Below are 12,014 nucleotides of genomic sequence, written 5' to 3'. Positions count from 1 at the left end.
AAATCACCTGTTCTACCCTTTCCAGGCCGGATTAATGACCGGGCGCGCCACTGGCTCCGAATAGTTTTTCTTATCGGTCCCCTGAATATCCGCGTTGCCGTTCATCTTGATTCTCACCTTGGCAATGCCCTCCCGCTCGGTCAGCGACAGAACAACGGCCTTCAACAACTCAGCCGGCACCGGCTCGCCCGCCTCGAACATCGTATCGGCCAGATCGACGGTCAGCGTATCGCCTTCCTGGGCAATCACGCTGACGGTCGTCTCCTCTGAAGCAACCCGCTCCAGCGTCTTCGGATTGAGCGGCCCGGCGATCATTTGCTCCAGTGTCGCTTCGATCGGATTGTCCGACGGTTCAACAAGGCGGGTGACGGGCACGAAGTAGGACTTGCCCCCCTCGCTGTAGCTTGAGAAATATAGGGTCACCGGCATGGAGCGCAAATAATTGACCGAATCCGATTTCTCTACATTGATTCCGAGCTGCCGGTTCAACGGGATATCCAGTGGCATGCCGTTTTTCGGCATTTCGTTCAATTTATGCGAATCCATCCACAGTTGAACGTTCTCTACGTCCGGCAGCGAGGTCAGCGTCCACGTTATCGCTTCCAGTATCCCCCGTTCCTCTGCCGGGTCATAATTGGTGAACTCCTTCGACAGTTCCACAATCGCCAGCTTCTGATCCGGCTTCAACGTCACATTTGTAATGCCTGTCCCTTGGGGCAGTACCGCTTCGAATCCGGCAGGAAGCTTGGCGCTGTGCAGACCCTGCTTCACGAGCAACTCAAGCGAGGCTTGCGCGAGACCCTTCGTATCCTCCGCCTCCCATTGGTAAGAGATGGGAGCCAGATATCCGTTCCGATCCCACAGATAAACCATCAGGTTGGCGTCCGTCTGCGCATCCTCCTGCCCAGTCAGACCAGTGCCGGGGGAACCCGCTCTGCCTTCCGCTTCCGCCATCATCTTCGCTTCAATATCAGGCGGAGGCCTGTCAATGGCCCCGTCGCCGCCTCCACAGGCACTCAATAGAAAAGGGAGTGTCAGTATTACAGCCAGACTTCCTTGCCGCCAACCACTTGTCCGCCTCATGAGCGATACAACCTCCTTCAAGATCTTGCAGGAGACGGTGAAGTCTCCCCCCCGTTTGTCTTATGTATACGAGCAGGCTGTCCGCTTCATGACAAGTTATTGCGCCTGAATTCGCTGGCAGGCATTTGCCGGTGTTATTCATGGTGAAAAAGAAGGTTATGGATGAACAGTGTCGAATACATAAGTGTTGTGTCGAATCTGCACGCTATGGAAATGAACAAAAAAAGAGGTGCTCAGCGATGGATCAACCGAAAGATGTGAACATGCCCGCCGAGGCAAAAAAGCCTTATAGTCTGGACAGTGAGAAAGTCGAGAACGCCACTCGCGAATGGCTCGAGAAGCGGGGGATTACGGTAGACCAGATTGCCGAACTGGTCATGTTTTTGCAGCAGCAGTACTACCCGGAACTGACGATAGAATATTCCAAATATAATGTCGAGCAGGTGCTTCTGAAGCGGGAAGTGCAGAATGCCGTGCTGACCGGCATCCAACTCGATATTTTGGCGGAGGAGGGCAAGCTCATTCCGGCCCTGCAGGAAATGATAGAGAATGACGAGGGCCTGTACGGCGTCGATGAAGTACTGGCCTTGTCTATCGTGAACGTGTACGGCAGCATCGGATTCACCAATTTCGGATATGTAGACAAAATGAAGCCGGGCATTCTGAAAAAGCTGAACGACAAAAGCGATGGCGAGATCCATACCTATCTGGATGATATCGTCGGAGCCATCGCCGCTGCGGCCAGCAGCCGCATTGCGCACCGCAAGCAGGCTGAGCGTGAAGAAGAGATGAAGGCGCTGCAATAGCCCACTGTTTTCAGGCGTACGAGCCTTTTAGGAGCGCTGCGCACGCGAACGGAGCCCGGTTGTCAGAACCGGGCTTAACGGCAGCCCCCCGTTCTCGGTATATCCCGGAACGGGGGGCTATTTTGTCAGCGAGAGTGGAAGCGGATGGGCGCCGATGCGGACGGCGGAGTTCGCCGCGCCTGTCCCCGCCGCTCCAGCTCCAACAGATGCGCGAGCGCTTCTCCCATCGCGAAGCGGAATTGATGGATGGTAAGGCGATCCGGATTGCCGAAGTATCCTGTGCATACGTCGTAAGCGGAGCGCGCTTCCTTCGCAAGCAGCGCTGCAATGGCTGCCAGCCGCTCCTCATGGTGGCTCAGCAGTTCATTGATGCGGGCCGCATAATGGCGGAACGGATGGCGGTGCCCCGGCAGTGCCAGATCCACCTGGAAGCTCCTCAGCCTCGCAAGGCCCCGCAAATAGGATTGGAGCGGCTCCGGGTCGCTCCCCGGCAAATAGCTCACATTCGGCGAAATCTGCGGCAGCACATGATCCCCTGCCAGCATCAAGCCGCTGGCGGCATGATAGAAGCTGAGATGCCCCGGGGCATGCCCGTCCGTCTCCAGCACGTCCCAGATCCGGCCGCCGAACGCGGCCTGCTCACCGTCGCGGAGGAACTCCACCTCAGGCAGCGGCGCGACGAGCGGAAGAAAGCTATCCATATGCGGCCCGGTGGCCGCGACGATCGAGGCCGGAACACCATGCTGCGCAAATAAAGCCATCATCGCTTCGGACATCCGCTGGCCCGGCCTCCACATGCGCAGCGCATGCTCCCAGCCGGTCTCCGAGATCGAGACCGGGATGTCCATCTGCCGCTGCAGCCGGCCGGCCATCCCGAGATGATCCGGATGGTAATGGGTCAAGACAATGCGGGCGACAGGCCCGTCCAGCTTACTCAGCAGAGCTGCCCAGCAGGCTTCCGCCTCCCTGGTTCCCAAGCCAGGGTCCACAATCGTATACCCTTCGGGCCCTGTCAATATATAGCTGTTCACCCAGCGAAGAGAGAAAGGAACCGGAATACGTGCCTGCAGCACGCCCTCAGCCGGTCGGTAAATCTGGATCGGACGAGCCGCTTCCTTCTGCGACTGACGGATATCGTTCATTTATGTATCCCTCGCTTTCCTACCCGGAGACTGCTTCTGGCAGCGCGCTGCGGAAACATACAGCAGAAGCCCCTATCCAAAGGGACCATTGCCATCGGCAAGACGCCGGGCGCGGCCGAGCGGCTCGCTATGGCCGGTGTCCAACCACAATCATGCGCTTGGACCGTCCTTCGTCATAGGCGGCGCCGTCATAGCCGCCATGGACCTGATCGATGACAAGCCCGGCCTTATCCATCATATTCCGGAATTCCGCCAATTCATATAGCCGGATACGTTCTTCATATTGACGCGGCTCCCCGCCGGACTCATCCGTGAGCGTTATCGCCTTCTTGACGAAGCCTTTCTCGATACGGCGGCGCTCCTCGATACGCGTCCCGCTGTCCACCCGTTCCGAATGCGGCACCAGATGCTGCCGGACATAGGACGGATTCAGGAAATCGACGATAAAGCGGCCCTCCGGCTTCAAGACGCGATGGATCTCCTGGAAGACGCGGGCATTGTCCTCATTGTCTGTAAAATAGCCGAAAGACGTAAATAAATTCACGACCACATCAAACGGCCCGTCTACAGGCAGCTCTCTCATATCGCCGTAGAGAAACTTCACCTGGCCGCTAGTGTCGTGGGCCTTAGCCTCTTCCAGCAGCACTTCGGACAAATCGACCCCGGTTACCCGGTATCCCGCTTCCGCTAGAGCGAGCGCATGCCTGCCCATGCCACAGCACAAATCGAGTATCGATGCGGACGTCGGCAACTGAAGCCACTCCATCATTCCGTGCACTTCCTGCACCGCACCCTGAAAATCCCGGTGGCGGTATACGCGCAAATAATCGCGACCGAAGCTTCGTTCATACCATTCTATCACTACAATCACCTCATCTATTCTCTACCTCATTGTAACGGCTGCAACCGCTTTTGCATAGGTGTGGCAGCCACTCGCCCGAATCAGCAAAAAGCCTTGGGCCGAAAGAACGGAACTCGTTCTTCTCTTTGCCCAAGGCATTCATTGGCGTACCAAAATGGTCTCGTCCTGTGATTCAGTCCATCGGTTCCAGCGGCTTCGCATTGCCGTTATTCGGATAAGCCCTCTTCGTAGGCGCCTGTTCCCATCAGCATTTTAAAGATTTTGGAAAAATGGCCCGAGTGCAGAACGATAAGCCCCATGCCGTGCAGCACCCGCTGATGCACGTGCGCCACGATGGCGTCATCCACCTCGTGGTGGGCCATATGCCCCCACCAGATTAGAACAGCGGGTAAACTTCGCCGACTTTGGGGTTGTTCTGCTCATGCCGGTATTCATTCCAAATCGTTACTTTGCGTCGCTGTGTCATCGTTGTATGCTCCTTTCACGTCCCACAACGCCCGCCATGCGTCGGGTTAATGAGGGGCTTCTCGGATCGCGTCTTCCAACTTGTATGTTAGGAGTACTTCGTTGCGCTGCCTGCTTCGGCGGCTTACACCCACCACATCTCGCCTAGCGGCTCTTTCATCAACAGTGGCTGTAGGTTTTGCACCGCTTTGGTGAAGCCTTCGTCGATGGACATTAAGCCGTCTTCATGCTCGATGCTGACGACATCATCGTAACCGACGAGACGAAGCGCGCTGACGATATCCGCCCACGTCTTCACATCATGCCCATAACCTACGGTACGGAACTGCCATGCCCGATCGAGCATCATCGTATACGACTGCATATCCGTAACCCCATGCTTGTTGACATTGATCGGATCGATGGTCGTATCCTTCGCATGGAAGTGATGAATCGCATTTTCCTTGCCGAGAATGCGGACCGCCTGCACTGGATCAATGCCCTGCCACCACATATGGCTCGGATCCAGGTTGGCGCCAATCGCTTCGCAGGTCGCTTCGCGCAGGCGAAGCATCGTCCCTGGGGAATGCACGGAGAACCCGCCATGCAGCTCTAATCCGATCTTGACGCCCAGATCCTGGGCATAATTGCCAACTTCTTTCCAGTAAGGAATGATCTTCTCATTCCATTGCCACTCCAGAATCTCCTGGTAATCATTCGGCCAGGGCGCTACCGGCCAGTTCGGATACTTTGCACCCTCGTGATCGCCCGGACATCCGGAGAAGCCGTTGACGACCGGCACGCCCAGCTCTGCCGCCAGATCGATCGTCGCCATGAAATCGTCATGATTTGCCTGGGCGATATCCTTCTGCGGGTGGAGCGGGTTGCCGTGGCAGCTCAGCGCGCTGATAATCAACCCCCGAGACTCGACCGCTTCCTTGAATGCCCGCCGCTTCGCTTCGTCAGCCAGCAGCTCGTGCGGATTGCAATGCTTGTTGCCTGGGTAGCCTCCTGTTCCGATTTCTACCGCTTCGACCCCTTTGACCGCTACCGTATCAAGCGCCTCTTCCAGTGATAATTGTCCATACAGTACCAAAAATACGCCTAGTTTCACGTCGCTGCCTCCTTCAGGATTCGGATCCTCATGAATGTCTCGGCTGTCCAATCTATGGCTTACTCGAAATAGATAGCTTTGCCCGTACGGGAAGATTCGTAAATGGCCTCCAAAATTTCCGAGACAACACAGGCCTGCTCCGGCGTAACGACAGGCGTCTTGTCCTGCTCGATCGCCTCGATCCAGAGACGCATCTCCAGTTCTGGAGCGTTCTCGGCCTCTCCATCATAGAAGTCGACGCCGCCGGCGGTCAATTCGATCGTTTGGTCATACAGACGGCCGTACTTCTCGCCGTTGATGTTGAGACCGTTCCACATGTCGGCTCCGGCTTCAGTGCCGCACAGCGTGCACTTCGCTTCTCCGGACTGCGCAACGTTCAGTGCCCAGCTCGATTCCAGTACGATCGTGGCGCCATTTTTCATGACGATCATGCCGAAGGCGGAATCTTCGACCTTGAATTTCTCCGGATCCCAGGAGCCCCAAGCGTTGGCTGCGTTCAGACGGCTTCCGAGCTTGTGGAAGGAAGAGCCGAGCACAATTTTGGGCTCGTAGTTGTTCATCATCCACAGCGTCAAATCAAGCGCATGCGTGCCAATATCGATGAGCGGGCCTCCGCCTTGCTTCTCTTCGTCGAGGAACACGCCCCAGGTTGGAACGGCGCGGCGGCGAATCGCATGAGCTTTGGCATAATAAATGTCGCCCAACGTTCCGTCCTCGCACAGCTTCTTCAAATATTGACTGTCCGAGCGGAAGCGGTTATTGTAGCCGACCGTCAGCTTCTTGCCCGTGCGCTTCACAGCCTCCACCATACGGCGCGCATCCGCCGCCGTCTTCGCCATCGGCTTCTCGCTCATAACGTGCTTGCCGCTCTCCAGAGCGGCAATCGTAATCTCCGCGTGGGAGTCGTTCGGCGTACAGACGTGAACGATGTCGATGCTGCCGTCCTTCAGCAGCTCCTTGTAGTCGGTGTATACTAGCGCGTCTTCCGTGCCGTATTTCGCCTTGGCTTCTTCCGCACGCACCGGAATAAGATCGCAGAAGGCCACCATCTGCACATTATCCAGCTTCTTGAGGCTTGGCATATGCTTGCCGTTCGCGATTCCCCCGCAGCCGATCATTGCGATCTTGTAGATGTTAGACATATTCATTCTCCTCCTCTAGATATGTTCAATTTAATGCAGGTATGTTCGGTTTACGTTCGTCGGCATTGCCATTTGCATAGATGATTGAACTTTGTATACGATAGTCTTAGTAGCCCAGATTGTTCTTGATCCATTGTCTGCTGTTGCGGATGCTCTCCAGGCTCGGACGCTGGCATTCATCCTGCTCGACAATAAGCCACTCCGCGCCGGCTTCCTTCGATGCGCCAGCGATGGAGACCAGATCGAGCTCGCCTTCTCCCAATTCGACGGTAAGCGGGCGTCCCTGGTCATCACGCCGCAGATCTTTGTAATGGATCAACGGAATTCGTCCCTTGTAACTTGCGATGACGCTAAGCGGGTCGTACCCGGCATACTGCACCCAGCAGACATCGATCTCCGTGAAGAGCTTCTCCGCAGGAACTAGCCGGAACAATGTGTCGAATACCGTATCGTTTCCAAGTTTCCTCGTAAACTCGAAATCATGGTTATGATAGCCGAGCTTAATTCCATGCTCGGCGAGCCGGCCGGATGCATTCGCCAGTTGCTCTGCCGTATGCAGCAGCGCTTCGAGAGAGTTGTACCGTGATTCCTGAATCCCAGGGCATGCCATGTACCGATTGCCAATCGCCGTGCTCATCTCGATCTGCTCGTCGAGATGGTCGACCAGTTGCTCGATGCTGACATGGGAACCAGCGGCAGCAAGATTCAGCCGCTTAAGCGCGTCCGCCAGTTCTTGCGGCTTCAATCCCCCATAGCCGGCAAATTCAACGCCTTCGTAGCCCATCTCCACAATTTTTTCCAGCGTGCCGATGAAGTTCCTTTCGGCCTCGTCTCTCACCGTGTAAAGCTGCACTCCGATTTTCATGGACCAAGCACCTCTTTTATATTCATTATTGAACGGGCTGCCTTATTGTATTCGCCAAGCATTCCTCTGAAAAGGTTTACATCGGACTTCATTCATTGTGGCACATTGTATCCTTCCTGTGAATGAAGGATATCATCTTTATATGAACAATCTTGCTATTGTCTGATATAATCAATGTACGACAACATGCAAATAGGGGGATTCACATGTCTCAGTCCAGTGAGCCGCAGCGGGACATCTCCTTACTGTTCGCCGGACATGCCCGGCACAGTAAAGCGATGACGCTCGTCATTCCCGAGCTGAAGCACTACCTGGTCCGCATCCAACTGGAGGGCAGCGGCCACGCCTGGCTGGATGGAGGGTACCGGGAGTTGAAGCCCGGCGATCTCCTGATGCTCGCCCCGGGCGAGTATTATGATCTGAAGATTGGCTATCGCAATCCAGACGCATCCGATCCGCTTCGCAAAGTGCACAGTCTGGACTATTATATGATTCTTAACGGCCCCTGGGTCGAACAATGGTGGGCGAAGCTGGAACGACCCGGGAAGTCCGCCATCGGCATCGACGATCATCTGTTGTCGCTCTGGCGCGCGATTATGCAGGAGCAGCGCCTCTTCGGCTCGATTAGGGTGAACGATATTGTCAAGCATCTCACCTTCGCCTTCTTCGGCATGCTCGGGCGGACACTGACGGAACGGACACATCCGTCCTTCCTGAACATGAACCGGACGGCGCAGCTTGCCCACAGCATCAAGCAATATGTCGAAGTGCATGCGACCGAGCCGTTCTCGCTCCAGGACGCCGCCGATTCCATTCAACTGAGCGTATCGCGGGCGTCCCATGTATTCAAGGAGGTCTTCCAGCAATCAATTATGGATTACGCGATCCAGGTTCGGATTACGCTCGCCTGCGAACAAATACTGCACGGCTATATGCCGCTGGAGCAAATTGCCGAGATATGCGGCTTCCAGAGCTACACCTATTTCTACCGCACCTTCAAGAACCGGATGGGCTTGTCCCCGCGCCAATTCCGGGATCAGCGCCAGCTCACCCCCGAATCTTAGGGACGATATATTTGTGTATTTCCTTTCGCTCGCTTGTAATCCCCACGCCGATTGACTATGATAATAGAGAAAAAATTTTCATGTCAGATCATAAATCTATAAAAATTTTTTTCATTCTATCTGACCGTAAAAGGATGATTGGTTTGTCCACCATATTGCAGGCGATCCGACAAAAATTCGAAGAATATCACCCACAGGAGCGGAAGGTAGCCGATTACATTTTGCAATTTCCGGGAAATGTAGTGACGATGGGCATTACGGATCTGGCCGAACAATCAGGCACCTCGCCCGCGACGGTAACAAGATTCTGCAAATCGCTCCTCTTCCGGGGATATCCCGATTTCAAGACAAAGCTCGCTGCCGACCTGGCTCAACAGAGCGTTCCGTTCACCTATCAAGACATCATTGCAGGTAATCCGCTGCCAGACATCATTGCTGCTATCGAGACCAACCATATCCGTTCGATCTCCGATACGACCGGATTATTGGATCTGGAGACGTTAGGGCAGACCCTACAGGCGCTTCTTCACGCCCGACAAACTGATCTTTACGGCATGGCCACTTCCGGAATCGTGGCGTTGGATTTTTATCAGAAGCTCATTCGCATCGGCAAACAGGCATCCTGCTTCTCCGACCCGCATATGCAGATTACTTCGGCTTCCCGGCTCGGACCGGGGGATGTCGCCTTCGCCATCTCCTATTCCGGCGAGACGCCGGAGACGATTGAGGCGTTGCTATGCGCGAAGGAGCAGGGAGCGATCACCATTTCCTTGACGAAGGTCGGAGCGAACCGTCTCGCCTCGCTGGCAGACATTCGTCTTTTCTCCTCCTCACTGGAGGAGGGCATCCGCCGCGGCGATATGGCCTCGCGCATCGCGCAGCTCCATATCATCGACATTCTGTTCGCGGGCATGACGAGCGAACAGTTCCACGGGCGCATTCCGATGCTGGAACACTCGTACCGGATGGTTCGGAAGTATCGTAAAGCTAAAGGGAGGTAACAACAACAGAATGAACATTTTGACGTTCGAGACCAATGAAGAATTGAACCAGAACGGGGCCGGCATTATTGCGAGCCTCGTACAGACGAAGCCTCATGCCGTGCTCGGCCTGGCTACGGGAAGCACGCCGATCGGCATCTACAAAGAGCTGATCCGGCTCTGCAGGAGAAGATATGTCAGCTTCAAGCAGGTCACCTCGTACAATCTGGATGAATATGTCGGTCTGCCTTCCGATCATTCGGAGACATACCGCACGTTCATGAACAAGCAATTATTTGATCACATTGACATTGAAAAGGCGAACACCCATGTGCCCGACGGCAACGTAGCCGATCTGCAGGCGGAGAGCAAGCGCTACGACGAGATGCTCTCCAACGCCTCCATCGACCTGCAGTTGCTGGGCCTGGGACATAACGGCCATATCGGCTTCAACGAGCCTGATCACCACCTGCATAGCGGAACCCATGTCGTCACGCTTAAGGAAGAGACGCGCCAGGCGAACAAGCGTTTTTTCAACTCAATTGACGAGGTTCCTACGCAGGCGATTACGATGGGCGTTGGCTCCATCCTGAAGGCGAAGATGATTATGCTCGTCGTCCGCGGCGCGGACAAGGCGGATATCGTTCACCGCGCGCTGACCGGCCCAATTACGACGGATATTCCGGCTTCTCTGCTTCAAACCCACCCGAACGTCGTCGTATTACTCAACAAGGAGGCGGCAAAACATTTCCATGAATAAGTCAACGTTTACGGTGAAGCAAGCTTGCGTCGTGACGCCGAACGGCATCCTGGTGGATGGCGTCGTCCACGTAGAGGAAGGATGCATTGTCTTCATCGGGACACCCGGACAACTGTTGGACAAAAATAGCGTATGGCTTGACGAGGCCATTGATGCCGAAGGCGGGTATTTGCTGCCAGGATTTATCGATGTGCACGTGCACGGCGGCTTCGGCGCCGACTTCATGGACGCGACAGCGGAAGCATATGATACGATTACGCGCTTCCATATGGAGCATGGCACGACGGCGATGCTCGGCACATCCATGACGCAGTCCCGCGAAGCGTTGGACAAGGTCGTCGCAGCCGTCGACGCCTATATGAAGCAGGACATGCCTTATGCGCAGCTGGCGGGCCTCCACCTCGAAGGGCCGTTCGTCAATCCGAAGTACAAAGGGGCCCAGAACGAAGCCTACATGCTCGATCCGCAAATCGAATGGCTGGAAACATGGGATAAGAACCATCCGGGCGTCATAAAGCAGTTGAGCCTCGCTCCGGAGCGGCAGCATGCCATCGAAGCGATCCGCTGGTCGCGGGCTCACGGTATCAACGTGGCGGCCGCCCATACTGACGCGACGTTCGAGCAGGTGACCGAGGCGGTCAATGCCGGCCTGAATCAAGCGGTGCATACATTCAATGCGATGACCCCAGTCCACCACCGCAATCCGGGCGTCGCCGGTGCGGCCCTGACCGACGATCGCATTACGGCCGAAGTCATTGCGGACGGCCATCACGTGCATCCTGCATGCATCAAGCTGCTCGCTCGCTCCAAAGCGCCAGGCAAGCTCGTGCTCATCACCGACGCGATGTCTGCCGCAGGCATGCCGAACGGGGTTTACGAACTGGGGGGCCTTCCGGTTACTATGAAGGACGGAGTGGCCCGACTGACGGAAGGCAATTCGCTGGCAGGCAGCACACTGACGATGATCGGCGCCGTTCGCTTCGTCATCGAGCAGGTAGGCCTGTCCATCGTGGAAGCGTCCCGTCTCGCGAGCATCAATCCGGCGAAGCAGCTTCGCATTGATGACGTTACCGGCAGCATCGAGGTCGGCAAGCAGGCCGATCTCATCTGGACCGACCGCGATCTGAATATCCGGCGAGTCTGGATCAAGGGACGCGGTCATATGCAGCAAGCCTAACCCTGCATCAAATTCACGCTATTATCAAGGCCCGGGCTCCTAGAGCATGGGTCTTCCTGCTCGTTGTGCTGAGCGAAAACGAAGCGGAATAGGTATCCGGAGTCGGAGTTAGTAAGAATCGTCGAATGTCAAGAACAACTGCTCGAAAATGGGATATGGAAAAAAAATTAGCGTCTAACTGCCAGACCCTGTATGCGGGCAGCCGGCAGACGACGCTGTGATCTATTGAATGCAAGCCATAACGACTTGCTCATTCAAGAACTTCTGTCCTTGGGTTGCGTTCTGCCGCGGGAGCAGAAGTTTACAATGGTCAGGGCGATGGACTTATCATCAGATTTTTAACTCCCCAAGCTTGATCAGTTCGACGACCGCTTGCGACCGACCTTTCACATTTAATTTTTGCATCACGTTGGAGATGTGGTTTCGGACTGTCTTCTCGCTAATGAACAGCAGTTGCGCGATATCACGGGTCGTTTTGTCTTGAACAAGCAATTCAAAGACTTCGCGTTCACGGTTTGTTAACAGGAATTTGCTTTTGTGATCGCTACCCTTCAAGTGTCACCCCTCCTTGCCCG

At 55.4% G+C, this 12,014-nt stretch carries 12 protein-coding genes and 1 pseudogene; 5 read left to right on the top strand and 8 right to left on the bottom strand.

Annotated features, from left to right (window positions below; all coding sequences use genetic code 11):
* Window positions 1-12: 12 nt before the first annotated feature.
* A complete protein-coding gene (locus tag PPOP_RS18625) occupies window positions 13-1,083 on the bottom strand; it encodes a GerMN domain-containing protein (protein ID WP_042230086.1) in 1,071 nt (356 codons plus the stop codon).
* Window positions 1,084-1,322: 239 nt separating this feature from the next.
* Here PPOP_RS18625 and PPOP_RS18620 point away from each other — a divergent pair, with 239 nt between their 5' ends.
* Window positions 1,323-1,889 carry a phosphatidylglycerophosphatase A family protein gene (locus tag PPOP_RS18620; RefSeq protein ID WP_006288253.1) on the top strand — a complete coding sequence of 189 codons (567 nt, stop codon included), beginning with the start codon at window positions 1,323-1,325 and terminating at the stop codon, window positions 1,887-1,889.
* A 125-nt stretch (window positions 1,890-2,014) separates the two neighbouring features.
* On the opposite strand, the gene PPOP_RS18615 is transcribed toward PPOP_RS18620, so the two are convergent.
* The 6 genes and pseudogenes from PPOP_RS18615 to PPOP_RS18595 all read right to left on the bottom strand — a co-directional run bounded on the left by PPOP_RS18615 (window position 2,015) and on the right by PPOP_RS18595 (window position 7,458).
* Complete coding sequence (locus PPOP_RS18615; RefSeq protein ID WP_006288248.1) at window positions 2,015-3,031, bottom strand: MBL fold metallo-hydrolase; 1,017 nt, start codon at window positions 3,029-3,031, stop codon at window positions 2,015-2,017.
* 127 nt (window positions 3,032-3,158) lie between these two features.
* Window positions 3,159-3,893, bottom strand: a complete 735-nt coding sequence (locus tag PPOP_RS18610) for a class I SAM-dependent methyltransferase (protein WP_042230084.1) — start codon at window positions 3,891-3,893, stop codon at window positions 3,159-3,161.
* A gap of 236 nt (window positions 3,894-4,129) precedes the next feature.
* Window positions 4,130-4,359, bottom strand: a pseudogene (locus PPOP_RS21395) (ThuA domain-containing protein); the annotation flags it as partial.
* Between the two features lie 123 nt (window positions 4,360-4,482).
* Window positions 4,483-5,451 (bottom strand): sugar phosphate isomerase/epimerase family protein, encoded by a 969-nt coding sequence (locus PPOP_RS18605; protein ID WP_006288242.1) that lies wholly within the window; start codon window positions 5,449-5,451, stop codon window positions 4,483-4,485.
* 59 nt (window positions 5,452-5,510) lie between these two features.
* Window positions 5,511-6,593, bottom strand: coding sequence for a Gfo/Idh/MocA family protein (locus PPOP_RS18600; protein ID WP_042230082.1), 1,083 nt, complete (start codon window positions 6,591-6,593; stop codon window positions 5,511-5,513).
* Between the two features lie 106 nt (window positions 6,594-6,699).
* Window positions 6,700-7,458, bottom strand: coding sequence for a sugar phosphate isomerase/epimerase family protein (locus PPOP_RS18595; protein ID WP_006288239.1), 759 nt, complete (start codon window positions 7,456-7,458; stop codon window positions 6,700-6,702).
* 206 nt (window positions 7,459-7,664) lie between these two features.
* On the opposite strand from PPOP_RS18595, the gene PPOP_RS18590 reads away from it, so the two are divergent.
* From PPOP_RS18590 to nagA, 4 genes are all read left to right on the top strand, one after another.
* The gene (locus tag PPOP_RS18590) at window positions 7,665-8,522 is read left to right on the top strand and encodes an AraC family transcriptional regulator (protein WP_006288237.1); all 858 of its coding nucleotides are present in this window, start codon (window positions 7,665-7,667) and stop codon (window positions 8,520-8,522) included.
* A gap of 143 nt (window positions 8,523-8,665) precedes the next feature.
* Window positions 8,666-9,523, top strand: coding sequence for a MurR/RpiR family transcriptional regulator (locus PPOP_RS18585; RefSeq protein WP_042230079.1), 858 nt, complete (start codon window positions 8,666-8,668; stop codon window positions 9,521-9,523).
* 10 nt (window positions 9,524-9,533) lie between these two features.
* Entirely contained in the window at window positions 9,534-10,262 is a 729-nt protein-coding gene (nagB, locus tag PPOP_RS18580; protein WP_006288232.1) for a glucosamine-6-phosphate deaminase, read from the top strand.
* Window positions 10,255-11,439, top strand: a complete 1,185-nt coding sequence (gene nagA / locus PPOP_RS18575) for an N-acetylglucosamine-6-phosphate deacetylase (RefSeq protein ID WP_006288230.1) — start codon at window positions 10,255-10,257, stop codon at window positions 11,437-11,439. Before nagB ends, nagA begins: the two co-directional genes overlap by 8 nt.
* Window positions 11,440-11,769: 330 nt before the next feature.
* On the opposite strand, the gene PPOP_RS18570 is transcribed toward nagA, so the two are convergent.
* Window positions 11,770-11,994 (bottom strand): helix-turn-helix domain-containing protein, encoded by a 225-nt coding sequence (locus PPOP_RS18570; RefSeq protein WP_006288225.1) that lies wholly within the window; start codon window positions 11,992-11,994, stop codon window positions 11,770-11,772.
* Window positions 11,995-12,014 lie beyond the last annotated feature (20 nt).

The organism is Paenibacillus popilliae ATCC 14706, assembly GCF_000315235.1.
In the GTDB taxonomy this organism is placed as follows: domain Bacteria; phylum Bacillota; class Bacilli; order Paenibacillales; family Paenibacillaceae; genus Paenibacillus_B; species Paenibacillus_B popilliae.
The sequence above is the reverse complement of the archived record's forward strand: the minus strand, read 5'-3'. Positions and strand labels throughout refer to the sequence as shown.

Coding starts and splice junctions, on each gene's coding strand:
- PPOP_RS18595 (WP_006288239.1), bottom strand. CDS start 7,458: ATGAAAATCGGAGTGCAGCTTTACACGGTGAGAGACGAGGCCGAAAGG.
- PPOP_RS18615 (WP_006288248.1), bottom strand. CDS start 3,031: ATGAACGATATCCGTCAGTCGCAGAAGGAAGCGGCTCGTCCGATCCAG.
- nagA (WP_006288230.1), top strand. CDS start 10,255: ATGAATAAGTCAACGTTTACGGTGAAGCAAGCTTGCGTCGTGACGCCG.
- PPOP_RS18625 (WP_042230086.1), bottom strand. CDS start 1,083: ATGAGGCGGACAAGTGGTTGGCGGCAAGGAAGTCTGGCTGTAATACTG.
- PPOP_RS18590 (WP_006288237.1), top strand. CDS start 7,665: ATGTCTCAGTCCAGTGAGCCGCAGCGGGACATCTCCTTACTGTTCGCC.
- nagB (WP_006288232.1), top strand. CDS start 9,534: ATGAACATTTTGACGTTCGAGACCAATGAAGAATTGAACCAGAACGGG.
- PPOP_RS18600 (WP_042230082.1), bottom strand. CDS start 6,593: ATGTCTAACATCTACAAGATCGCAATGATCGGCTGCGGGGGAATCGCG.
- PPOP_RS18620 (WP_006288253.1), top strand. CDS start 1,323: ATGGATCAACCGAAAGATGTGAACATGCCCGCCGAGGCAAAAAAGCCT.